This window comes from Xylophilus sp. GOD-11R, from assembly GCF_033546935.1.
Lineage (GTDB): Bacteria > Pseudomonadota > Gammaproteobacteria > Burkholderiales > Burkholderiaceae_C > Xylophilus.
This window is the reverse complement of the sequence record NZ_CP137854.1, coordinates 3,498,806-3,521,997: the sequence shown is the minus strand read 5'-3', so window position 1 is coordinate 3,521,997 and position 23,192 is coordinate 3,498,806. Positions and strand designations below refer to the sequence as shown.

Annotated in this window: 25 protein-coding genes; 17 read left to right on the top strand and 8 right to left on the bottom strand. The window is 65.2% G+C overall.

Going from position 1 to position 23,192, the window contains the following annotated elements; all coding sequences use genetic code 11:
* The first annotated feature begins 30 nt into the window (after window positions 1–30).
* Window positions 31–624 (top strand): phosphoribosylglycinamide formyltransferase, encoded by a 594-nt coding sequence (gene purN / locus R9X41_RS16320; RefSeq protein ID WP_318631491.1) that lies wholly within the window; start codon window positions 31–33, stop codon window positions 622–624.
* A 3-nt stretch (window positions 625–627) separates the two neighbouring features.
* Here purN and R9X41_RS16315 read toward each other — a convergent pair whose 3' ends face one another.
* Complete coding sequence (locus R9X41_RS16315) at window positions 628–1,296, bottom strand: hypothetical protein (RefSeq protein WP_318631490.1); 669 nt, start codon at window positions 1,294–1,296, stop codon at window positions 628–630.
* Window positions 1,297–1,472: 176 nt separating this feature from the next.
* On the opposite strand from R9X41_RS16315, the gene R9X41_RS16310 reads away from it, so the two are divergent.
* From R9X41_RS16310 to R9X41_RS16295, 4 genes are all read left to right on the top strand, one after another.
* Window positions 1,473–2,204 carry a response regulator gene (locus R9X41_RS16310; RefSeq protein ID WP_318631489.1) on the top strand — a complete coding sequence of 244 codons (732 nt, stop codon included), beginning with the start codon at window positions 1,473–1,475 and terminating at the stop codon, window positions 2,202–2,204.
* A gap of 16 nt (window positions 2,205–2,220) precedes the next feature.
* Window positions 2,221–3,372 (top strand): ATP-binding protein, encoded by a 1,152-nt coding sequence (locus R9X41_RS16305; protein WP_318631488.1) that lies wholly within the window; start codon window positions 2,221–2,223, stop codon window positions 3,370–3,372.
* Window positions 3,373–3,403: 31 nt separating this feature from the next.
* Window positions 3,404–4,681, top strand: coding sequence for an RsmB/NOP family class I SAM-dependent RNA methyltransferase (locus R9X41_RS16300; RefSeq protein ID WP_318631487.1), 1,278 nt, complete (start codon window positions 3,404–3,406; stop codon window positions 4,679–4,681).
* 149 nt (window positions 4,682–4,830) lie between these two features.
* Window positions 4,831–6,045 carry a DesA family fatty acid desaturase gene (locus R9X41_RS16295; protein ID WP_318631486.1) on the top strand — a complete coding sequence of 405 codons (1,215 nt, stop codon included), beginning with the start codon at window positions 4,831–4,833 and terminating at the stop codon, window positions 6,043–6,045.
* Here the strand turns inward: R9X41_RS16295 and R9X41_RS16290 are convergent.
* The gene (locus R9X41_RS16290; protein ID WP_318631485.1) at window positions 6,020–6,352 is read right to left on the bottom strand and encodes a hypothetical protein; all 333 of its coding nucleotides are present in this window, start codon (window positions 6,350–6,352) and stop codon (window positions 6,020–6,022) included. The genes R9X41_RS16295 and R9X41_RS16290 overlap by 26 nt on opposite strands.
* Window positions 6,353–6,523: 171 nt before the next feature.
* Between R9X41_RS16290 and R9X41_RS16285 the strand changes: the two genes are divergently transcribed.
* Together R9X41_RS16285 and infA are read left to right on the top strand one after the other, a co-directional pair.
* Complete coding sequence (locus R9X41_RS16285) at window positions 6,524–8,002, top strand: aminotransferase-like domain-containing protein (protein ID WP_318631484.1); 1,479 nt, start codon at window positions 6,524–6,526, stop codon at window positions 8,000–8,002.
* 247 nt (window positions 8,003–8,249) lie between these two features.
* Window positions 8,250–8,498 carry a translation initiation factor IF-1 gene (gene infA / locus R9X41_RS16280; protein ID WP_318631483.1) on the top strand — a complete coding sequence of 83 codons (249 nt, stop codon included), beginning with the start codon at window positions 8,250–8,252 and terminating at the stop codon, window positions 8,496–8,498.
* 262 nt (window positions 8,499–8,760) lie between these two features.
* Here infA and rpmG read toward each other — a convergent pair whose 3' ends face one another.
* From rpmG to trxB, 3 genes are all read right to left on the bottom strand, one after another.
* Entirely contained in the window at window positions 8,761–8,931 is a 171-nt protein-coding gene (rpmG, locus tag R9X41_RS16275) for a 50S ribosomal protein L33 (protein WP_087282504.1), read from the bottom strand.
* Between the two features lie 17 nt (window positions 8,932–8,948).
* On the bottom strand, window positions 8,949–9,182 hold the full coding sequence (gene rpmB, locus R9X41_RS16270) for a 50S ribosomal protein L28 (protein ID WP_318635259.1): 234 nt from the start codon (window positions 9,180–9,182) through the stop codon (window positions 8,949–8,951).
* Between the two features lie 191 nt (window positions 9,183–9,373).
* Window positions 9,374–10,333, bottom strand: a complete 960-nt coding sequence (trxB, locus tag R9X41_RS16265) for a thioredoxin-disulfide reductase (RefSeq protein ID WP_318631482.1) — start codon at window positions 10,331–10,333, stop codon at window positions 9,374–9,376.
* 149 nt (window positions 10,334–10,482) lie between these two features.
* On the opposite strand from trxB, the gene R9X41_RS16260 reads away from it, so the two are divergent.
* From R9X41_RS16260 to lolA, 3 genes are all read left to right on the top strand, one after another.
* Complete coding sequence (locus tag R9X41_RS16260; RefSeq protein ID WP_318631481.1) at window positions 10,483–11,208, top strand: Crp/Fnr family transcriptional regulator; 726 nt, start codon at window positions 10,483–10,485, stop codon at window positions 11,206–11,208.
* Window positions 11,209–11,226: 18 nt separating this feature from the next.
* Window positions 11,227–13,581, top strand: a complete 2,355-nt coding sequence (locus tag R9X41_RS16255) for a DNA translocase FtsK (protein ID WP_318631480.1) — start codon at window positions 11,227–11,229, stop codon at window positions 13,579–13,581.
* A gap of 90 nt (window positions 13,582–13,671) precedes the next feature.
* The gene (lolA, locus tag R9X41_RS16250) at window positions 13,672–14,328 is read left to right on the top strand and encodes an outer membrane lipoprotein periplasmic chaperone LolA (protein WP_318631479.1); all 657 of its coding nucleotides are present in this window, start codon (window positions 13,672–13,674) and stop codon (window positions 14,326–14,328) included.
* Between the two features lie 2 nt (window positions 14,329–14,330).
* Here lolA and R9X41_RS16245 read toward each other — a convergent pair whose 3' ends face one another.
* Window positions 14,331–15,101, bottom strand: a complete 771-nt coding sequence (locus tag R9X41_RS16245) for an alpha/beta fold hydrolase (RefSeq protein WP_318631478.1) — start codon at window positions 15,099–15,101, stop codon at window positions 14,331–14,333.
* Window positions 15,102–15,351: 250 nt separating this feature from the next.
* Here R9X41_RS16245 and R9X41_RS16240 point away from each other — a divergent pair, with 250 nt between their 5' ends.
* The 7 genes from R9X41_RS16240 (at window position 15,352) to R9X41_RS16210 (ending at window position 22,141) form a co-directional block, all read left to right on the top strand.
* A complete protein-coding gene (locus R9X41_RS16240) occupies window positions 15,352–16,689 on the top strand; it encodes a replication-associated recombination protein A (protein WP_412556617.1) in 1,338 nt (445 codons plus the stop codon).
* 79 nt (window positions 16,690–16,768) lie between these two features.
* A complete protein-coding gene (locus tag R9X41_RS16235) occupies window positions 16,769–17,698 on the top strand; it encodes a branched-chain amino acid ABC transporter permease (RefSeq protein WP_318631476.1) in 930 nt (309 codons plus the stop codon).
* Between the two features lie 13 nt (window positions 17,699–17,711).
* Complete coding sequence (locus R9X41_RS16230; RefSeq protein ID WP_318631475.1) at window positions 17,712–18,821, top strand: ABC transporter permease subunit; 1,110 nt, start codon at window positions 17,712–17,714, stop codon at window positions 18,819–18,821.
* Complete coding sequence (locus R9X41_RS16225) at window positions 18,818–19,606, top strand: ABC transporter ATP-binding protein (protein ID WP_318631474.1); 789 nt, start codon at window positions 18,818–18,820, stop codon at window positions 19,604–19,606. The genes R9X41_RS16230 and R9X41_RS16225 overlap by 4 nt, the downstream gene beginning before the upstream one ends.
* Window position 19,607: 1 nt before the next feature.
* The gene (locus R9X41_RS16220; protein ID WP_318631473.1) at window positions 19,608–20,339 is read left to right on the top strand and encodes an ABC transporter ATP-binding protein; all 732 of its coding nucleotides are present in this window, start codon (window positions 19,608–19,610) and stop codon (window positions 20,337–20,339) included.
* A 127-nt stretch (window positions 20,340–20,466) separates the two neighbouring features.
* A complete protein-coding gene (locus R9X41_RS16215; protein ID WP_318631472.1) occupies window positions 20,467–21,114 on the top strand; it encodes a DUF47 domain-containing protein in 648 nt (215 codons plus the stop codon).
* A gap of 16 nt (window positions 21,115–21,130) precedes the next feature.
* Window positions 21,131–22,141, top strand: coding sequence for an inorganic phosphate transporter (locus R9X41_RS16210; protein WP_318631471.1), 1,011 nt, complete (start codon window positions 21,131–21,133; stop codon window positions 22,139–22,141).
* A 36-nt stretch (window positions 22,142–22,177) separates the two neighbouring features.
* On the opposite strand, the gene R9X41_RS16205 is transcribed toward R9X41_RS16210, so the two are convergent.
* Complete coding sequence (locus tag R9X41_RS16205) at window positions 22,178–22,633, bottom strand: NINE protein (protein WP_318631470.1); 456 nt, start codon at window positions 22,631–22,633, stop codon at window positions 22,178–22,180.
* Window positions 22,630–23,154, bottom strand: coding sequence for a GNAT family N-acetyltransferase (locus tag R9X41_RS16200; RefSeq protein ID WP_318631469.1), 525 nt, complete (start codon window positions 23,152–23,154; stop codon window positions 22,630–22,632). The genes R9X41_RS16205 and R9X41_RS16200 overlap by 4 nt, the downstream gene beginning before the upstream one ends.
* Window positions 23,155–23,192: the final 38 nt, after the last annotated feature.

Below are 23,192 nucleotides of genomic sequence, written 5' to 3'. Positions count from 1 at the left end.
GGCGAAGGGCCGCCACGATAATGCCGGCCGATGAACAATGTGGTGATTCTGATCTCCGGCAGCGGCTCCAACATGCGCGCCATCGTCCAGGCGGCACTCCGGGAGGACTGGTCGGGCCGGCACGGCGCGCGGATCGAGGCGGTCATCAGCAACAAACCGGATGCCGAAGGGCTGGCCTGGGCACGTGAAGCGGGCATCGCCGCAGAGGCGCTGGATCACCGCGATTTCGCCAGCCGCGAGGCCTTCGACGAGGCGCTGATGCAGGCCATCGACCGGCATTCGCCGGCCTTGCTCGTGCTGGCGGGCTTCATGCGCATCCTGGGGCCGGCATTCGTCTGGCATTACCAGGGGCGCATGGTCAACATCCATCCGTCGCTCCTGCCGTCGTTCACCGGGCTGCACACCCATCGCCGCGCGCTGGAGGCCGGTTGCACCGTGGCGGGCGCGACGGTGCACCGGGTGACCGCCGACCTGGACCTGGGGCCCATCCTCGGCCAGGCGGTGGTGCCGGTGCTGCCCGGCGACACGCCGGAAGCGCTCGCCGCGCGGGTGCTGGCGCAGGAGCACCGTCTTTATCCACGGGTGCTGGCAGGCCTGCTGGCCGACCTGGCCGCCGGGCGTTAGGCGTCAGGCGGCCAGATCCACCCGGCTGCCAGCCGACGAGCTGGCCGACTGGCCGGCACTCACTTGCAGGTATTGCCGCGAAGCCTCCTGGCCATAGGTTGCCGGATCCCGCCGGCGGGCGTCGGATTGTTCGGCTTTCGTGAGCGCGGCGGTGCTGGTGTCGCCGTTGTCGCGAGGACCGCTGCGTTCCTCGCTCGTCAGCGGAGCAAAGGTGCGGCCGGGCGCAGTGATCTGCAGGCCCGACATGGCCGCCTGGATCATCTGCTGCAGCTCGTCGGTTTCGCTGTCGTCGACAGTGCCGTCGCGGTCGATGTCGATCCGCTGCCGCGTCTCCTGCACCACGCTGGGCCGCACTTCCATGCCGGGGTCGCTGCTGCGGCTTTCCGTGAACGCGGCGGGGGGCGGTGGCAGCCTTCCGGGCGCCTGGATGGTCGAGGGGCTGCCTTTGTCGAACTGGCTCTGCTCGAGTCGGGTGTTGGTGTTGACGTCGAGTCGCGCCAGATTGCGGACGGTCTCGTCGGGGCTGTCGATGGGATTCGACCGGGTCGCGCCGCGCGCATCGGACCGGTCGAGGGACGCCTGGAACGCGCTGTCGGACGAGCCATGGCGACGTGACTCGGTCGCGCCGGGCCAGGATGGTGTCTTGGCGGTGCCGATGTCGATGGCGTTCATGGTGTGGGCATCAGGCAGGAAGCGAAGCAGCTGAGCTGTACCCACCCAGTGTGTCCGAAGTATGTACTTCTTGATACATAACCCTGTTCCAAGGTGGGATGAACGGTATTAATTCGTCGCTTTTGATCGAAAGCGTCGATGGCAGGAGATTCGGCGCGGCGCGACAATTGGAGTCTATGAATCACCGTCCGCACATCCTTGTCGTCGACGACGACCACGACATCACCTCGCTGCTGAGCGACTATCTGGAGCGCTTCGGTTTTTCGGTCCACACCGCCAGCGACGGTGTGGGCATGCGGGCGGAAATCTCGCGGCAGGCGATGGACATGGTGGTGCTCGACGTCATGCTGCCCGGCAGCGACGGCCTGAACCTTGCGCGCGAGGTGCGTCAGCATTCGCGCGTGCCTATCATCATGTTGACGGCGCGTACCGGCACGCACGACCGCGTCGTCGGCCTGGAGCTCGGCGCGGACGACTACATGGGCAAGCCGTTCGAGCCACGCGAACTGGTGGCCCGCATCAACACCGTGCTGCGCCGCATTCCGGCCGGCCGGGGCGCGCACGCGGGCGAGGAGGGCGTCGTGCGATTCGACGGCTGGGAATTGCGCCGCGACGAGCGCCGCCTCACTTCGCCGGACGGCCTGGTGGTGCCCTTGTCCAACGCCGAATACCGTCTGCTGACCACCTTCCTGTCGATGCCGCGCCGCATCTTCACCCGCGACCAATTGATGGAGCGGGCGCGGGGACGCACGATGGAGAGCTTCGAACGCAGCATCGACCTGCTGGTGTCACGCCTGCGGCAGAAACTCAGCGACGATCCGCGCTCGCCCTCCATGATCCGCACGGTGCGGGGCGCGGGCTATGTCTTCGACGTCCGCTCGGTGCAGCCGCAGGTCGGCTTGCACTGACCGATCGCGATCTGTCGTGTTGCGACCACCGCTGCCTTCGACGAACCCGCCTGCGGGCCTGCGACAACGCCTGGGCCAACTGGCACGTCGGGCGGTGCCGTCCAGCCTGTTCGGCCGCCTGGCGCTGTTGTTGTTCGTGGTGGTTCTGGCCAGCCACGCGCTGGTGCTCACGGTGCTGTTCGAGATCCATCCCTGGCCTGCAGGCGGCGCCGCCCCGCTGGCCGAGACCGGCATTGCCGCCGGTGCCGGAGCGCGACCGCCGCCGCCGCCCGGCATGCTGGGGGAAGGGCCGGGTGGCATTCCCCTCGATGCCGGCATGCTGTTCGACATCGTGGTGCGCCTCGCCGCGCTGATCTTCGCGGCCTGGATCGGCGCGCGCTGGCTGTCGGAGCCGGTGCAGCGCCTGGCCGACGCCGCGCGCGACCTGGGGCGCGACATCAACCGGCCGCCGCTGGCCGAGGCCGGCACCACCGAATGCCGGGAGGCGACCCGGGTGTTCAACGGCATGCAGGCCCGCATCCAGCGGCAGATCGCCGACCGCGACCGCTTCGTCGCCGCAGTTTCGCACGACCTGCGCACGCCCTTGACGCGCCTGCGGCTGCGTGCCGAATCGCTTGACGATGCCGAGGACCGCAGCAGTTTCCGCCGCGACATCGCCGAGATGGACGCGATGATCCGCGACACCCTCGATTACCTGCTCGGCGTGGCGCAGGCAGAACCCAGCGTGCGCTTCGACATCGCCGCGCTGGTGCACAGCATCGCCGACGACCATATGGATGCCGGCCTGCCCGGCACGATCGAGGTCAGCGGTGCGGCATCGCCCTTGTGGGGACAGCCCGGCGCCATCAGGCGATGCGTCGTCAATCTGGTCGAGAACGCCATTCGTTACGGTGGTGGCGCCGAGGTGTTGCTGGAAGACAGTGCGCAAGTGCTGCGTATCGAGATCGCCGACCGGGGCCCGGGGCTCGCGGAAGCGGAATTACGGCAGGTCACCCAGGCGTTCTATCGTGTGGAGTCGTCGCGTAACCGGCATTCCGGGGGCGTCGGCCTGGGGCTTTCGATCGCCCAGGAAATCGTGCAACGGCATGGCGGGCAACTGGTGCTGCGCAACCGCGAGGGCGGTGGTCTGGTGGCCGAACTGCGCTTCGTCAGAACGCCCTCGGGCTGAGTCCGGCGCGCGGGTGGGACAATCGCCCTCTATGCATCCCAACGCCCTTCTGGACGCCTGTGCCGATCTTGTCGGCCGAGTTCTCGTATTCGATCATCCCGCCGACGCCGTCGTCTCGCGCTTCTTTCGTGACAACCGTGCCCTTGGGCCGCGCGAGCGTTCCACGCTCGCCGAAACCACCTACAACGTGCTGCGCCGCAAGCTGCTGTACGAACATCTCGCCCGATCCGGCAGCGGCCCGAAGGCGCGGCGACTCGCGATCCTGGGCTTTCACGGCCCACGCGAGTTCCTGCGCAGCGCCCTCAACGACAACGAGCGCAACTGGCTGGATCAGTGCGACGCGGTGAAGCCGGCCGACCTGATGGAGCCGCACCGGCACAACCTGCCGGAATGGCTGGCCACGCCGCTCAAGGCGCAACTCGGCGCTGCGGCTTTCTGGAACCTCGCCGAGAGCCTGCAGCAGCCGGCCGCGCTCGACCTGCGGGTGAATGCCCTGCAGGCCAAACGCGCCGATCTGCTGCCCGAACTGCGCAAGGCCGGTCTCGCCGCACAGGCCACGCCGTATTCGCCGTGGGGCATTCGTGTCGACGGCAAACCCGCCCTGACCAAGCTCGACGCCTTTACCCGCGGCGCCATCGAGGTCCAGGACGAAGGATCGCAATTGCTCGCCTTGCTGCTCGATGCGCATCGCGGCGAGATGGTGGTCGACTTCTGTGCCGGTGCCGGCGGCAAGACGCTGGCGATCGGCGCCACCATGCGCAATACCGGCCGGCTCTATGCCTTCGACGTGTCGGGTCACCGGCTCGATGCGCTCAAGCCACGGCTGGCGCGCAGCGGACTGTCTAACGTGCATCCGGCCGCCATCGCGCACGAGCGTGACGACCGGGTCAAGCGGCTGTCCGGCAAGATCGACCGGGTGCTGGTGGACGCGCCCTGTTCGGGGCTGGGCACCACACGCCGCAATCCGGACCTGAAATGGCGGCAGTCGCCCGAAGGCATCCTGGAACTGGTCGCCAAACAGACGGCGATCCTGGCCAGCGCTGCCCGTCTGGTGAAGCCGGGCGGACGGCTGGTGTATGCCACCTGCAGCATCCTCACCGAGGAAAACGAGGCGATCGCCGAGGCTTTCCAGGCGGAGCATCGCGATTTCGTCGTGGAGCCGGTGGCCGGTCTGCTGGCCGAACTGAAGGTGCCGGAGGCACAAAAACTCTGCAGCGGCCCCCACGGCGGGCTCGACTACCTGCGCCTGTGGCCGCATGTGCACCACACCGACGGCTTCTTCGCAGCCGTCTGGACGCGCAAAGCTTGACCTCGATCAAAGGGTAAAGACCTGCAATACCCCGGTCATGCCCCCTTAAGACGTCCGTCAAGCCCTAAAATCGGGGATGCTGAATTTTTCGGCATGCCCGGTTCCACACACTTACGACAGGCGGAGATAACGCCGCGAGGCTTTCACCTATGGTTCTTCCCGATTCGGTTGTTCTCAACGCTGCCATCGACTGGCTCGGCAATGGTTTGCTGAACTGGTCCTGGTGGGAGATCGTGCTCTACACCCTGCTGACGACCCACGTCACCATCGTGGCGGTGACGGTCTTCCTGCACCGCGCACAGGCACACCGGGCGCTGGACCTCCATCAGATTCCCTCGCATTTCTTCCGCGCCTGGCTCTGGCTCGCCACCGGCATGGTCACCCGCGAGTGGGTGGCCATCCACCGCAAGCATCATGCGAAGTGCGAGACCGAAGAAGATCCGCACAGCCCGCAGACCCGTGGCATCGACACGGTGATGTGGCGCGGCGCCGAGCTGTACCGCAGCGAGGCCAAGAACAAGGAAACCATCGCCAAGTTCAGCCACGGCGTACCCAACGACTGGATCGAACGCAACCTGTACAGCCGTTTCGGTTGGCAGGGCGTGGGTCTGATGTTGATCATCAACATCGCGCTGTTCGGTGCGGTCGGCGCGACGGTGTGGGCGATCCAGATGGCCTGGATTCCCTTCTGGGCCGCCGGTGTGGTCAACGGGCTGGGCCACTACTGGGGTTATCGCAATTTCGAAGCAACCGACGCCAGCACCAACCTGTCGCCCTGGGGCATCATCATCGGCGGCGAAGAGCTGCACAACAACCATCACACCTACCCGACGTCGGCCAAGTTCTCGGTCAAGCCGTACGAGTTCGACATCGGCTGGGTCTACATCACGCTGATGCGCAAGGTGGGCTGGGCGACCGTCAAGAAGACGGCTCCGAAGCTGCAGACCGGCGCCGTGAAGCCGGTGGCCGACGAAAAGACGCTCGAGGCCCTGATCACCAATCGCTACGAGGTGATGGCTGGCTATGCACGGGGTGTGCGCCGTGCTGCCCAGGACGAACTGGCGGCGCTCAAGGCCCGCCAGGCCGACGTCACCACGCTCAAGGCCGCCAAGCGCTGGCTGCACCGTGATGCCGAAAAGGTGCCTGCCACCGCCTTGCCGCAGATGCAGGAGGCCCGTGCCGCGCATCCGGTGCTGGACAAGATGCTCACCATGCGTGAAGAGCTGCGCCAACTCTGGCTCAACACCACGCATTCGCGTGAACAACTCACCAGCGATCTGCAGGCCTGGTGCCGGCGTGCAGAAGAAAGCGGCATTGCCGCCCTGCGCGATTTCTCGATCAGACTGCGCGCGGCTCACGCCTGATATTCAGGCGCTCCGCCAGGAACCGCCAAAGGCCTGCAAGGCCCTGGCGGTTTTTTTTCGTCTGTGCAAAACGCGGAAATTCGGTCTGCAGGCTGAAGCGGGCAGCGCCGCTGGAGCGGAGCAGCACGGCTTGCGTATCGGCGATGCGCATGGCCTGGCCGGCGGCGAGCACCTGGGTGAGACCGGTTTCGGGCAGGAAAACCGTCAACCGGCCTTCGGTCGCACGCAGTTCGGTGCCGGCTTCCAAGTGAAAAAGCCGATCCTGGTGGGCGGCGATGGTGTCGAAGGTGATCTGGTTGGTGGACATTGCAGTTCCTCGTTTGGATGGCTCAATCCTAGGGTTTCACCTGATTGGCTTGTAGGCACAGCTGTATCGGTGAACGACCGTATCAGCGCAGGTTGATCGGCTCTGTTCCGGTCGTTTTCTGCTCGCGCTGTATCTGTTGCGGTCCTGTCATCAGCATGCAATAGTGGATACATGCTGTCTCTTTCTGACGAATCCGTTGCCGATCCGCGTGAGGATTTGCTGTATCGGCAGCTGGCCAGCCACTACAGCGCTGCCATCGAAAAAGGGGCGCTGCCGGCGGGCAGTCGCATGCCTTCAGTGCGCGAACTCATGTTGCGACACGGTGTGAGCCTGTCGACCGGGCTGCAGGCGCTCCGATGGATGGAGGACCAGGGCCTGGTGGAGGCCCGGCCCCGCATTGGCTACTTCGTGCGGACGCCGGTGGCGCTGCAACTGCCGGCGGCGCGTGAGCCCGAAGTGACCCAGGCCGTGGAGGTGGACGCATCGCCTTTCAGCGGCATCAATCCCCGCATTTCGCTGTTTCTGGAAAAGGCTCGGCAGGCGCAGGTGAAAGTCGACCTGGGAACCGCCATGCCTGCGTCCGAATTGTTCGATGCGGCGGCCTTGAACCGCATGGCCGTCGGTCTGTTGCGGGAGCAGCCGAACATCCTGATGCGAGGTGCCACGATCCGGGGCAATCATCCGGAGTTTCAGTCGTCGATGGCGCTGCATGCGCTCGCGTCCGGCATCCGGATCGGTCCTGAAGATGTGATGGCCACCTTGGGTAATACCGAGGCCGTCAATCTCGCGCTTGCGGCGGTGGCCGAGCCGGGCGACATCATCGCCGTCGAATCGCCGACGTTCTTCGGGCTGCTGCAAGGCATCGAGACCCAGGGGTTGAGAACCCTGGAAATCCCCACCAGCCCGCATACCGGCATCTCGCTCGAGGCACTGGAACTGGCGGTGCAGAACCAGCCACGGTTGCGCGCCGTGATCGTGGTGCCTCATCTTCAGATGCCGATGGGCTGCGTCATGCCGGACAGTCACAAGCAGCGGCTGGTGGACTTCTGTAATGACAACAAGCTGGCATTGATCGAGGACGACATCTACCGCGATCTGGTGGAGGCGGTGCATCCGGTGCGGCCGATCAAATCGTGGGACACGCAGGGGCAGGTCATCTACTGCGCGTCTTTCAACAAGACATTCGCGCCAGGCCTGCGGCAAGGCTGGATGAACGCCGGCCGGTGGCATACCCGGGTGCAGATGCTCAAATATGCGCGCACCCGCAATATGCAGAGCTGGTCGCAACTGCTCGCTGCACGGGGCGTGGGCGCGCCGTCCTATGAGCGGCGGCTGCGCGTCTTGCGTTCGGATCTGCGCTCCCAGCGCGAGGCTGCGGCGCAGGCGATAGCGCGGCATTTTCCGGCGGGGGTGCACCTCAGCCTGCCGCCGGGCGGTCTGAGCCTATGGCTCGAGCTGCCGCAAGGCGTTTCGTCGACCTTGCTGCACGAACAGGCCTTGGCACGTGGCATTCGTATCGCGCCCGGCCCGATGTTCTCGAACAGTGGTCGGTATGAGCGGTTCATTCGCCTGAGTTGTGGAATGCCGTTTTCGCCGGAGGTGGAGCAGGCGTATCAGGTGCTGGGCGGGCTCATCCGGGCCATGGTGTAGCTGCGTCGCCATGGCGGCAGACAGTGACGGGGGAAGCGCTGCGGACTATAATGCGAGGTTGTTCGCTCCTTCCACTGCCGAGTTTTTCAGCAGCGTTCCATCAGGGGCGTTATTTCCGGATTTCATCGCCTCGCGACAGCCCGCACAGCTGTCGGCTCAATTTCATATCGATTTTCAGGGCGCATGACCGGGTTGAGGTCGGATGCGTCGCAGTGCGCGTGGCGCTCCCCCATTTGAGAAAGACTACATGGCTAAAGAGGAACTGATCGAGATGCGTGGCAAGGTGGACGAAGTTCTGCCCGATTCGCGCTATCGCGTCACCCTGGAAAACGGTCACCAACTGGTGGCCTACACCGGCGGCAAGATGCGCCGTCACAACATCCGCGTGATTGCGGGTGATGCGGTTTCGCTGGAAATGTCTCCCTACGATCTGAGCAAGGGTCGCATCGTCTTCCGCCACATCGCTGGCCGGCCGCCGATGAATCCCAACCGCTGAGTCGCTTCGAGCGTTGCTGTCGTTCGCGAGCCTTGTCTGCAAGGCGTCGCGAGAGTTGGCGGCGTGTTCGGCAGTTCACCGCCACGATGCCCGCCAGGCGTTTGCCTTGCGGGCATCGTCGTATCTGACGTCCGTGCGTTGGTCTCGACGCGTACCCTGATTGCGATGAGGAAGTGCCGAGCACTCGACGGAGCCTTCAGCGGGGCGAAAAAAAGCCGCCTTGGCTGACGCCGGGCGGCTTTTTCTTTGAGACCGAGCCGAATTACTTCAGCTTGATTTCCTTGTACTCGACGTGCTTGCGAGCCTTGGGGTCGAACTTCGTGATCGACATCTTTTCAGGCATCGTCTTCTTGTTCTTGGTCGTGGTGTAGAAGTGGCCGGTTCCAGCAGTGGATTCCAGCTTGATCTTCTCGCGGCCGCCTTTGGTTGCCATGGTGCGATCCTCCGGGATTAGGCTTGACCGCGGGCGCGCAGGTCTGCGAGCACGGAGTCGATGCCGTTCTTGTCGATCAGGCGCAGGGCAGCGCCGGAAACACGCAGGCGAACCCAGCGGTTTTCAGTTTCGACCCAGAAACGACGGTATTGCAGGTTCGGAAGGAACCGGCGCTTGGTTTTGTTGTTGGCGTGGGAAACATTGTTCCCCGTCATCGGGCCTTTGCCCGTTACGTCACATACGCGTGCCATGGTGGTCACTCCGATATCTAACCGGCCGCTGACTTCGCCGCGAAATTGCGGCAAAGGCATCGACCTCACCTCGCCAGGAATGGGTGGCGGTAACCCGTTTTACCGGAAAGACTGACCGCGTTGAGCGGCCTGCTTGACTCAGCAAAGCCGCCGATTATATGCCGCTTGGCGGCGTCGCCACAAGAGTGGCGTTAAACCAGGCTTTCCTGTTCCAGGAAGCGCTGCGCGTCGAGCGCGGCCATGCAACCTGTTCCGGCGCTGGTGATCGCCTGGCGATAGACGTGATCCTGCACGTCACCGGCTGCGAAGACGCCGGGCACGCTCGTCATGGTGGCGAAGGCCTGCAGCCCGGACCGGGTGAGGATGTAGCCGTCCTTCATGTCCATCTGGCCCTGGAACAGTTCGGTGTTGGGATGGTGGCCGATCGCGATGAAGCAGCCTTGCAATGCCAGGTCCTCGGCGGTGCCGCTGACCAGGTGCTTCAGGCGGACGCCGGTCACGCCGCTCTGGTCTCCCAGCACCTCGTCGAGCACGCTGTGCACCTTGAGTTCGATCTTGCCCGCGGCAACCTTCTCGGCCACCTTGTCGAGCATGATCGGCTCGGCGCGGAACTTGTCGCGACGGTGCACCAGGTAGACCTTCCGGGCGATGCCGCTCAGGTAGAGCGCTTCTTCCACGGCGGTATTGCCGCCGCCGACCACGCACACGTCCTGGTCGCGATAGAAGAAGCCGTCGCAGGTGGCGCAGCCCGACACGCCACGGCCCATGAACGCCTGCTCGGACGGCAGGCCCAGGTACTTGGCCGACGCGCCGGTACAAATGATGAGCGTGTCGCAGGTGTAATCGCCGCCGTCACCGGTCAGCTTGAACGGGCGGTTGCTCAGGTCGACCTTGTTGATGTGGTCGAACACGATCTTGGTCTTGAAGCGTTCCGCATGCTCCTGGAAGCGCTGCATCAGCTCCGGCCCCTGCACACCATTCACGTCGGCGGGCCAGTTGTCGACCTCGGTCGTGGTCATGAGTTGGCCGCCCTGGGCCATGCCGGTGATGAGCAAAGGCTCCAAGTTGGCGCGGGCCGCATAGACCGCGGCGGTGTAGCCGGCGGGGCCGGAGCCGAGAATGAGAACTTTGGCGTGCTGGACGATGGACATAATCGGTGTTTCTGATGTGCCGGGTTTTGCTCGACGCCGGGTTGGGGCGGAGCGCAACGCTAAGTATGACGGCTCGAAAATGCCCGTCCGGCACCGGATTTCAATGGGCCCGATTGTAAGAATCGATCTAACTCTGGAAGGGTGCGCACATGGTCATGGTCTCCGAACTGGATTTGCTGCGCCGCGTGCCGCTCTTCAGCCTGCTGACGCCGGAGCAGGCGCGGTTCATTTCCAACTCCGTGTCGAAACGGAGTTTTCGCCGGGGCGAGGCACTCGTCACGCGGGGGCAGCGATCGGAAGCACTGTTCGTGCTGGTGTCCGGCCGCGCGCGGGTCGTCATCGCGGATGCGCGCGGGCGCGAGGTCATCTTCGCCAGCCTGCGTGCCGGTGATCCGGTGGGCGAGATGAGCCTGATCGACGGTGAGCCCCATTCGGCCACCGTTAGGGCCGAAACGGCTACCGACACCCTGATGCTCGACCGCGACGCTTTCCTGCATTGCCTGCCACCCGAGGGCTCCGTGGGGCACGCGGTGTTGCTGGGGCTGACCCGGCGCCTTCGCAACGCCGATCGCACCATCGAGTCCCTGGCCCTGATGGATGTCTACGGCCGCGTCGCCCGGGTGCTGATCGACGGTGCTGCGCCGGCGGCCGACGGCGACGGCATGGTGGCCGAAAAGGTGTCGCGCCAGGACATGGCGAAGATGGTCGGCGCATCGCGGGAAATGGTCAGCCGCGTCATGAAGGACCTGGAGGAGCGTGGTTTCTTCACGGTCCTGGAGGACGGGTCCATGCGTATCCACGAGGGCCGGCTCGACGACGTACAAGCCCAGCCGGAAGGGGAGCGCGGCATCGATTCGTCCGGGAGCTTGCGGTAAGCTCGTCCACGCTCACCTATGACATATTCCCTCGACACATTGAATGCCCGCGGCGGCAAGGCCAAGCCGGCCGAACGCGGTGCCACCGGCGGTTTCGCACACGAGCTGGCCCTGCTGGCCGGCCTGATCGCGATGGTCTTCTGGCTGATCGCGATGGTCAGTTATTCGGCAAACGATCCCGCCTGGTCCACGACCGGTGCTCCAGGCGCCGTCGCGCCGGCCAACTGGGGGGGGCGTCTCGGCGCGATCCTGGCCGATGCAAGCTATTTCCTGCTCGGCTTCTCGGTGTGGTGGTGCTTCGCCGCGGCGGTGCGTGCCTGGCTGGCCTCGCTGGCGCGCTGGATGCGCGGCGGGGAAACATCGGCCGCCGGCGGGTCGTGGATCAAGCATCCGGCCGTCTTCTGGATCGGCCTCGTGCTGCTGCTGAGCGCCAGCACCGCGCTCGAATGGACACGCCTCTACCGCTTCGAAGGCCTGCTGCCCGGACGCCACGCCGGTGGCGTGCTGGGTTTCGTCACCGGGCCGGCGGCGATGCGCTGGCTGGGTTTTGCCGGTTCGGGGCTGCTCGGCATCGTGATGGTGGTCGTGGGCACCTCGCTGGTTTTCCGGTTCTCCTGGGGCGTCCTGGCCGAGCGCCTCGGCGCACGTCTCTACACGCTGGTGCAGACGCGGCGTGAGCAACGCGAGATCGCCGAGGACAAGGAAGCCGGCAAGCGGGCCGCACGCGAGCGCGAAGAGGTCGTGATCGAAGAACGCGCGGAGATCGATCACCACCCCGTCCGCACGCCCCCGGTGCTGCACGAGCCGGTGATGGCGATGGAGCCCAAGCTCAGCGAGCGGGTCGCCAAGGAGCGCCAGAAGCCGCTCTTCACCGAGATGCCCGACAGCAACCTGCCGCAGATCGACCTGCTTGACGCCGCGCAGCAACGTCAGGAAACCGTGGCGCCGGAAACGCTGGAAATGACCAGCCGCATGATCGAGAAGAAGCTCAAGGACTTTGGCGTGCAGGTGCATGTGATCGCCGCGTCGCCCGGGCCGGTCATCACCCGCTACGAGATCGAGCCCGCCACCGGCGTGAAGGGCTCGCAGGTGGTGAACCTTGCCAAGGACCTGGCGCGTTCGCTTTCGCTGGTGTCGATCCGCGTGGTCGAGACGATCCCTGGCAAAAACTTCATGGCGCTCGAACTGCCGAACGCCAAGCGACAGACGATCCGCCTGTCGGAGATCCTGGGTTCGCAGGTCTACCACGACGCGCGGTCCATGCTCACCATCGCGCTGGGCAAGGACATCATCGGCAATCCGGTGGTGGCCGACCTGGCCAAGATGCCGCACGTGCTGGTGGCCGGTACCACCGGCTCCGGCAAATCGGTGGGTATCAACGCGATGATCCTGAGTCTGCTCTACAAGGCCGACGCACGCGACGTGCGACTGCTCATGATCGACCCGAAGATGCTGGAAATGTCGGTCTACGAAGGCATTCCGCATCTGCTCGCGCCGGTGGTGACCGACATGAAGCAGGCAGCCCACGGCCTGAACTGGTGCGTGGCGGAAATGGAGCGCCGCTACAAGCTGATGAGCAAGCTCGGCGTGCGCAACCTGGCCGGCTACAACGTGAAGATCGACGAGGCCAAGTCGCGCGAGGAGTTCATCTACAACCCGTTCAGCCTCACGCCCGACAGCCCCGAGCCGCTGGATCGCCTGCCCCACATCGTGGTGGTGATCGACGAACTGGCCGACCTGATGATGGTGGTCGGCAAGAAGATCGAAGAGCTCATCGCCCGACTCGCCCAGAAGGCGCGCGCGGCCGGCATCCATTTGGTGCTGGCCACGCAGCGACCCAGCGTGGACGTCATCACCGGCCTGATCAAGGCCAACATCCCGACGCGGATCGCCTTCTCGGTCGGGTCCAAGATCGACAGCCGCACCATCCTCGACCAGATGGGCGCCGAAGCCCTGCTGGGCATGGGCGACATGCTCTACATGGCCAGCGGAACCGGCCTGCCGATCCGGGTGCATGGCGCCTTCGTGAGCGACGAGGAAGTGCACCGGGTCGTGAAATACCTCAAGGAGCAGGGCGAACCGAACTACATCGAAGGCGTGTTGGAAGGCGGCACGGTCGATGGCGACAGTACCGACTATCCGGGCGCAGAAGGCGAGGCGGGCGGCGAGAAGGATCCGATGTACGACCAGGCGGTGGAGGTCGTGCTCAAGAATCGCAAGGCCAGCATTTCACTGGTGCAGCGTCACCTGAAGATCGGCTACAACCGCGCCGCGCGGCTGGTGGAAGACATGGAAAAAGCAGGCCTCGTGAGTTCGATGAACGGCGCAGGCCAGCGCGACATCCTCGTGCCGACCCGCACGGGCGACGACTGACACCGGGCCCGCGGCGGGCTGTTACAAACACTTCGCCGCACCTTCATCCGCGTCCGGCACCATCGCCCGACCATGACTTTCTCCTCTTCGATGACCGCCAACTACAGCCGCTCCATTCGCCGTGATGCCACCGTTCTCGCCTTGCTGCTGGCCACGGCCTCTGCCTGGGCCGATGGGCTGTCGAGCCTGGAGAGCTTCATGCGGTCGGCGCGTACCGGCCGTGCCGAGTTCACCCAGGTGGTCACCGCACCGGCCCGCGAGGGGGAGACCGCGCGGGTGAAGAAATCGGAGGGCACCTTCGAGTTCCAGCGCCCGGGTCGATTCCGATTCGTCTACAGCAAGCCCTTCGCGCAGACGCTGGTCGCCGATGGCAAGACGCTGTGGCTCTACGACGTGGATCTGCAGCAAGTGACCGCGCGCGATCAGGCGCAGGCGCTCGGCTCGACGCCCGCCGCGCTGGTGGCGTCTAGTGCCGACATCAAGGCATTGCAGAAGGATTTCGAACTGGTGTCCGAACCCGAACGCGACGGTCTTCAGTGGGTGCTAGCGACGCCGCGTACCAAGGACCACCAACTGCAGTCGGTGCGCGTCGGCCTCAAGGGGGAGCAACTCGCTGCTCTGGACATCCTCGACAGTTTCGGTCAGCGCTCGGTTCTGACGTTCCGCAATATCGACACCAATGCAGGGGTTGGTGCGAATGCCTTTGTTTTTAATCCGCCTGCGGGCGTGAGCGTCGTTCGCCAGTAAATCTAGCCGGGCGGGTCGGCCAGATCGTTCGATGTGAGTGGGCCCGCCTCGGCGAACTGACACAGTTCGTGGGCAAGTTGGTGGGGCATTTCCACCATGATGTCGTGACCGCACGGAAAACGCTTCACCTTCCAATCCGATTGACGTTCGAATTTTTCGGCGAAGATCTTGAAGGGATTGTCTGGCCAGTTTTCGGCTAGAAAATATGCCTTCGGTCGTAATTGCGATCGTCCTGACAGGATGATCGGCATTTCAAACGTGGCGACCGACTGTGGCACGCATCGATCGTCGATCCAGTCGCGGTATTCAGCTGATGCATGGCATCCGGCAGCAGGCATGGGCGGTACGAGGCCGCTCTCGGTAGCCACAGCGGTTTTTCGCACTAGCTGTGTAAATGGGCTGTGTGGCTGCGCGTTGGCATGCAGGTGCAGGATGCTGCTGACCGACTGCCAATGCGCCGGTACGAATGCGTCGATATAGACGAGCGACCTGATCCTTTGCGGCATGCGGTCTTCTACACCGGTAATCACCATTCCGCCGTAGCAATGGCCGCAGAGGATGACGTCGTTCAGTTTCTCGCGGTCGATCACCTCGCAAATGTCGAGTATGTGAGTCTCCAGGGTGATATGTGTGCGCTTCGCATGAAAGCGTTCTCCGAGCCCGCTCATCGTAGGAGTAAATACGGCGTGGCCCGCAGATTTTAGAACGGCGTGGGTTTCTGAATAACTCCAGGCGCCACGCCAGGCGCCGTGAACGAGAATGAATGTGGCCATGGATTACCGATGGGAATGTGCGATTCGCTGCCTTGCGGCGGCGGGGCGCGATCATGGCACGAGCCCATCGTATTCCTGGCATCAATCGAAAAATGTTGGTCGTGATTATGTTTCTCGATAATGATTGTGTAAAAAAATGATTTAAGTTTGAACCTAATTCAAACTAAGGCACAAATACGCTGCAAAAGGACGTCGACACGTTCGGATACGTTCCCGTCGGCGCTGCTGCGCGTCACGTTATAAACACCGGATGGCAAAACTTTCCCCCGCCGTGCCACCCGTTTCTCCTACCGTGCAAAACATCAATCAACCGCTGGCCGAGCGGCTCCGTCCCCGCACACTGTCCGAAGTGATCGGCCAGCAGCACCTGCTCGGCGAGGGGCTTCCGCTGCGCATCGCCTTCGAATCCGGGCGTCCGCATTCCTGCATCCTCTGGGGCCCGCCAGGCGTCGGCAAGACGACCATCGCGCGACTGATGGCCGACGCGTTCGATGCCCAATTCATTTCCATCAGCGCCGTGCTTGGCGGCGTCAAGGACATCCGTGAAGCGGTGGAGCGCGCACAGGTCGCACGCGACGGCCTGATGGCGCAGAGCACCATCGTCTTCGTCGACGAAGTGCACCGGTTCAACAAGAGCCAGCAGGACGCGTTTTTGCCGCACGTCGAATCGGGCCTGTTCACCTTCATCGGTGCCACCACCGAGAACCCGTCGTTCGAGGTCAACTCGGCGCTGTTGTCGCGCGCTGCCGTCTATGTGCTGCAGCCGCTGACAGAAGACGACTTGCGGCAGATCGTCGCGCGTGCGCAGGCCATCCAGGCCGTGCCGGCGATCGAGTCGAGCGCCGAAGACCGCCTCGTCGCCTATGCCGACGGCGATGCCCGTCGGCTGCTCAACACGCTCGAAACCCTCGCCGTGGCCGCGCAGAGCGAGAAGCGCACGACGATCGACGACGCCTGGCTGCTGCGCGTGCTCGGCGAGCGCATGCGGCGCTACGACAAGGGCGGCGAGCAGTTCTACGACACCATCAGCGCGCTGCACAAGTCGGTTCGCGGCTCCGATCCGGACGCCTCGCTCTACTGGTTCATGCGCATGCTCGACGGCGGCGCCGATCCGCGCTACATGGCACGTCGGCTGGTTCGCATGGCCAGCGAGGACATCGGCTTGGCCGACCCGCGCGCGCTACGGCTGGCGCTCGATGCCGCCGAGGTCTACGAGCGCCTGGGCACGCCCGAGGGCGAACTCGCGTTGGCCCAGTGCGTGATCTACCTGGCGATGGCGCCCAAGTCGAACGCGGTCTATGCCGCCTACAACGCGGCCAAGGCCTGGATCAAGAAGGACGGCACGCGGCCCGTGCCGATGCATCTGCGCAATGCGCCGACCAAGCTGATGAAGGAGCTCGATTACGGCAAGGGCTACCGCTACGCCCATGACGAGGCCGACGGCTTCGCGGCCGGCGAACGTTATCTGCCCGACGGCATGGCCGAGCCGGGTTTCTACCAGCCGGTGCCGCGTGGCCTGGAGTTGAGGATCGGCGAGAAGCTCCAGGAGCTGCGCGCTCGCAACGCGCAGGCCGCGCCCGACGCCTGACAGCCCGGGTGGCGGGCTTATTGCTTAGCCTCCCGGGTGTGATCCCTGTCCCCTTTCGAAAACATAAGGAACCGGTTTTATGGACATCCTGCTCCAGCAGGTCATCAACGGACTGGTGCTCGGCAGCGTCTATGCCCTGGTCGCCCTGGGCTACACCATGGTGTACGGCATCATCAACCTGATCAACTTCGCCCATGGCGAGGTGCTGATGGTCGGCGCGCTGACCAGCTGGAGCATGATCGGTCTCATGCAGGAGGCCATGCCCTGGGCACCCGGCTGGCTGGTGCTGCTGCTATCGGTGCTGATCGCCTGCGTCGTGGCGGCGGCACTCAATTTCGTGATCGAGAAGATCGCCTACCGACCGTTGCGCAACGCGCCCAAGCTGGCCACGCTGATCACCGCCATCGGCGTGTCGCTGCTGCTGCAGACGCTGGCCATGATCGTGTGGAAGCCCAACGTCAAGGTCTATCCGACGCTGCTGCCGAGCCAGCCTTTCGCCCTGGGCGGGGCGGTCATCACGCCGACGCAGGTGGTGATCCTGGCGCTGACGGCCATCTCGCTGGCGGTGCTGATGTGGCTGGTGCATTTCACCCGTCTGGGCCGCGCGATGCGCGCCACCGCCGAGAATCCGCGCGTCGCCGCGCTGATGGGCGTGAAGCCCGATCTCGTGATTTCCGCCACTTTCGTGATCGGCGCGGTGCTCGCCGCCATCGCCGGCGTGATGTACGCGGCCAACTACGGCACTGCGCAACACACCATGGGCTTTTTGCCCGGTCTCAAGGCCTTCACCGCGGCGGTGTTCGGCGGCATCGGCAACCTGGGCGGCGCGGTGCTGGGCGGCATCCTGCTGGGGTTGATCGAGTCGATCGGGTCGGGCTACATCGGCGCGCTGACCGGTGGCGTGCTGGGCAGCAACTATGCCGACATCTTCGCCTTCGTCGTGCTGATCGTGATCCTGACGCTACGGCCCTCGGGCCTGCTCGGTGAACGTGTCGCCGACCGCGCCTGAGGGAACGCTCACCATGAACAACCCCTTCGTACCCGGCGCGCCGCGCGCCGCACGCATCGCCGCCTGGCTGGTCGCGGCGCTGCTGTTGCTGGCCCTGCCGCACGGCCTGCAGTATTTTGGCAATGCCTGGGTCCGCATCGCAGACCTGGCCTTGCTCTACGTGATGCTGGCCCTGGGCCTGAACATCGTGGTGGGCTATGCCGGCCTGCTCGACCTGGGCTATGTCGCCTTCTACGCGGTCGGCGCCTATCTGTTCGCGCTGCTGGCGTCGCCGCATCTCAGCGAGAACTTCGCGGCCATCGGCGCGGCGTTTCCCGATGGCGTGCACCTTTCGCTGTGGCTGGTGATTCCGCTGGCGGCGCTGGTCGCGGCGCTGGCCGGAGCCTTGCTGGGCGCGCCCACGCTCAAGCTGCGCGGCGACTACCTGGCCATCGTCACGCTCGGTTTCGGCGAGATCGTGCGGATCTTCATGAACAACCTGGACCGGCCGGTGAACCTTACCAACGGTCCCAAGGGCATCGGGCAGATCGACTCGGTGAAGTTCTTCGGCCTCGACCTGGGCAAGCGGCTGTCGGTGACCGACGACTACGACATCCCGGCGGTCACGCTCTACTACTACCTGTTCCTGGCGCTGGTCATTGTCAGCATCGTGATCTGCTCACGCCTGCAGGATTCGCGCATCGGCCGCGCCTGGATGGCGATCCGCGAGGACGAGATCGCCGCCAAGGCCATGGGCCTGAACACCCGCAACCTCAAGCTGCTGGCCTTCGCCATGGGAGCGAGCTTCGGCGGTGTGTCGGGCGCCATGTTCGGCGCCTTCCAGGGTTTCGTGTCGCCTGAGTCCTTCAGCCTGATGGAGTCGGTGATGATCGTCGCGATGGTGGTGCTCGGCGGCATCGGCCACATTCCGGGCGTGGTGCTCGGCGCGGTGCTGCTGTCGTCGCTGCCGGAAGTGTTGCGCTACGTGGCCGGGCCCTTGCAGCAGATGACCGACGGCCGGCTCGACGCTTCCATCCTGCGGCAGCTGCTGATCGCGCTGGCGATGATCGTGGTGATGCTGCTGCGCCCGCGCGGCCTGTGGCCTGCGCCCGACCACGGCCGCGTGCTGGAGGAAAAGGTATGAGCGGCACGCCGACGCGAGACGACGTGGTGCTCGACGTGCAAGGCATCGGCAAGCGTTTCGGCGGCCTGCAGGCGCTGGCCGATGTCGGCATGCGCATCCGCCGCGGCCAGGTCTACGGTCTCATCGGGCCCAATGGCGCGGGTAAGACGACCTTCTTCAACGTGATCACCGGCCTGTACACGCCCGACAGCGGCAGCTTCGCGCTGAACGGCCAGCCCTATCGGCCGAGTGCGGTGCACGAGGTGGCGAGGGCCGGTATCGCGCGTACCTTCCAGAACATCCGCCTGTTCGCGGACATGACCGCGCTGGAGAACGTGATGGTCGGCCGCCATATCCGCAGCCGCTCCGGGCTGTGGGGCGCGATGCTGCGCACGCCGGGCTTCAAGGCGGAAGAGGCGGCTATCCGGGAGAGGGCGCGCGAGCTGCTGCAGTACGTGGGCATCGCCCGCTTCGCCGACGTGCGGGCGCGCACGCTGTCGTACGGCGACCAGCGCCGCCTGGAGATCGCCCGGGCATTGGCCACCGAGCCCCAGTTGATCGCGCTCGACGAGCCGGCCGCCGGCATGAACGGGACCGAGAAGGTGCAGCTGCGCGCCCTGATCGACCGCATCCGCACCGACGGCCGCACCGTGCTGCTGATCGAGCATGACGTGAAGCTGGTGATGGGCCTGTGCGACCGGGTCACGGTGCTCGACTACGGTCGCCAGATCGCCGAAGGCACGCCCGCCGAGGTGCAGCGCAACGAAAAAGTGATCGAGGCCTACCTCGGCGCGGGAACCCACTGAGATGCAAGACCAGAGCAAGACACAAACCCTGCTGGAAGTCCGTGGCCTGCGGGTCGCCTACGGCGGTATCCAGGCGGTGAAAGGGGTGGACTTCGTGGTGAACGAGGGCGAGCTGGTGTCCCTCATCGGATCGAACGGTGCCGGCAAGACGACGACCATGAAGGCGATCACCGGCATGCTGCCCGTCTCCGGCGGCGAGGTGCGCTACCGCGGCCACAGCCTGGGCGGCAAGGGCGCCTGGGACCTGGTGCGCGAGGGCCTGGCCATGGTGCCGGAAGGGCGCGGCGTGTTCGCGCGTATGACCATCGTCGAGAACCTGCAGATGGGCGCCTACGTGCGCACCGACAAGGCCGGCATCGCCGCCGACATCGACCGTGTCTTCGCGACCTTTCCGCGTCTGAAGGAGCGGCGCGCCCAGCTCGCCGGCACCATGAGCGGCGGCGAGCAGCAGATGCTGGCGATGGGCCGCGCGCTCATGAGCCGGCCGCGGCTGCTGCTGCTCGACGAGCCTTCGATGGGGCTGTCGCCAATCATGGTCGACAAGATCTTCGAGGTAATCCAGGAGGTCGCGGCCCAGGGCACCACCATCCTGCTGGTGGAGCAGAACGCCAGCCGCGCGCTGCAGATCGCCGACCGTGCCTACGTCATGGAGTCCGGCCTGGTCACCATGCAGGGCGAGGCCCGGGCGATGCTGAGCGATCCGAAGGTGCGAGCAGCCTACCTCGGCGAGTAGGCGTTTCCCGCAGTTGCAGGGGCCTGCCAACCGTTGCATGACGGTTTTGTGACGATTCGTTGGCCGCAGCTACACTCGCGCCTTTCGCCCGGACCTTCCGTCCGCGTCCAATTGCAGGGAGTCGCCAATGTTGTTTGGCAAGCTGTTGCCGCGTGAAGGCAACTTTTTCGAGATGTTCAATTTGCATGCGCAGAAGACGGTCGATGCCGCGCATGCCTTTTCACGGATGGTCGCCAGCTACAACGACGTGGCCCTGCGCGATAAATACGCTCGCGAAGTCGACGAGGCCGAACGGGCCGCCGATCGTGTCACCCACGACGTGAACCGCGCGATCCACAAGACCTTCATCACCCCGATCGACCGCGAGCAGATCCATTCGCTGATCAACACCATGGACGACGTCGCCGACCTGTTCCAGGACTCGGCCGAGACGATGGCGCTCTACGACGTGCGCACCATGACCGAGGAAATCACGCGCCTCACCGGTCTGAGCGTGAAGTGCTGCGAACGGCTGCAGGAAGCCGTGCAGCTGCTCGACAAGATCGCCGACCCCGGCACCGCCGAGGCAGCGCTCAAGACCTGCGAGGAAATCGACCGCCTGGAGTCCGATGCCGACCACGTCATGCGCTCGGCCATGAGCAAGCTGTTTCGCGAGGAGCCGGACGTGCGCGAGCTGATCAAGCTCAAGGCGATCTACGAGCTGCTCGAGAGCATCACCGACAAGTGCGAGGACGTCGCCAACCTGATCGAGGGCATCGTCCTCGAGAACTCCTGAGCCGGCGGGAGCGCGCATGGCAACGGTGCAGGTAGCGCTGTGGGCGGTCGTACTGCTGGTGGTCCTGGCCCTGGTGTTCGACTTCATGAACGGCTTTCACGACGCGGCGAATTCGATCGCGACGGTGGTGTCGACCGGCGTGCTCAAGCCGGCGCAGGCGGTGGCGTTCGCCGCCTTCTTCAATCTGGTCGCGATCGGTGTGTTCCACCTGAGCGTGGCTGCGACCGTCGGCAAGGGCATTGCGGAGCCGGGCGTGGTGGACATCCACGTGGTGTTCGGGGCGCTGGTGGGGGCGATCACCTGGAACGTGATCACCTGGCTGTACGGCATCCCGAGCAGCTCGTCGCATGCGCTGATCGGCGGCATCGTCGGCGCGGTGATGGCCAAGGCCGGCGCTGGCGCGCTGGTGTTCGCGGGCATCTGGCGCACGGTGTTGTTCATCTTCGTGTCGCCGCTGCTGGGCTTTCTGCTCGGCTCGCTGATGATGGTGGCAGTGGCGTGGATCTTCCGGCGCTCCACGCCGTCGCGGGTCGATCGGTGGTTCCGCCGGCTGCAGCTGGTGTCCGCCGGGGCGTACAGCCTGGGCCACGGCGGCAACGATGCGCAGAAGACCATCGGCATCATCTGGATGCTGCTGATCGCCACCGGCCACGCGGCTGCCAGCGATGCCAGCCCGCCGACCTGGACCATCGTCAGCTGCTACACCGCGATCGCGCTCGGCACCATGTTCGGCGGCTGGCGCATCGTGAAGACCATGGGGCAGAAGATCACCAAGCTCAAGCCGGTGGGCGGCTTCTGTGCCGAGACGGGCGGGGCGATCACGCTGTTCCTGGCGACGCTGCTGGGCATTCCGGTGTCGACCACCCACACCATCACCGGCGCCATCGTCGGGGTGGGTTCCACGCAGCGGGCCAGTGCGGTGCGCTGGGGCGTGGCGGGCAACATCGTTTGGGCCTGGGTGCTGACGATTCCGGCGGCCGCCATCGTCGCGGCGATCGCCTACGCGATCAGCACCTGGCTGTTCTGATGGGTCCGGACCTGCCGTGTCCCCAGGGCGCGGCGGTCAGCGGGACTGGGCGTCGATGTGGTCGAGCGCGTAGGTGAAGTAGTGCTCGAATCCGTAGGCGAGGGCGGCCATCAGCACGCCGGTGCCCACCAGCAGGGCACTGCCCACCGCCAGGATGGTCAGCCAGTTGGTGCCGCCCGCCGCGCTGTCGGGTGCGGCCTGCGGGTTGTGGCGGGCGTTCCACCTGGGTTGCAGTGTCAGACCGTAGACGATGGCCGTGAGCGAACAGCCCGCGAAGACGCATCCGAACAGCGGAATCAGGATCCAGCTCCACATGTCGTCCAGCCCGAATTCCTGCGCGCGACGCAGTCCGTACAGACCGAGAGCGGTGGGTATCGGCAGCATCCAGCCGAGGGTGTCGGCCGCCCCGCCGAGGTAGAAGCGATGCAGGCCGAACGGGCCGCCGACAAACGCGAGCCAGGTCGCGAGCGTCTTGTTCTTGAGCTGCTTCATTCGGGCGCGCTGCCATCGCCGGCGCCAAGCGCCTTCTGCATCAGCACCACGTCGAGCCAGCGCCCGAACTTCCAGCCACTGGCCTTGAAGAAACCGGCGTCGCCGAAACCCGCCGCGCGGTGCAGCCGGATCGAGGCGTGGTTGTCGGAGCCTCCGATGACCGCGATCATCTGCCGCACGCCGGCTTCGGTCGCCGCGGTGCAGAGCGCATCGAGCAGGGCGCGCCCGCGTCCGCCGCCCACGGCCGTGGGCGCCAGGTAGATCGAGTTCTCGGCCGAAAAACGGTAGGCCGGCCGCGGCTTGAACCAGTTGCAGTAGGCGTAGCCGGCCACGCCGCCGGCGGCGTCTTCCAGCACCAGGTAGGGCAGGCCGCGCGACAGCACTTCGGCGCGGCGGGCGGTCATGTCGGCGACGGTCGGCGCCTCGGTCTCGAAACTGGCAGTGCTGTTAAGCACGTAGTGCCCGTAGATGGCCGTGATCGCGGCCAGATCGGTGTCGCGTGCGGAACGTATGGTGTGCATCGAATAAAGAAAGCTATAATCGCCGGCTTTGCAGCGTG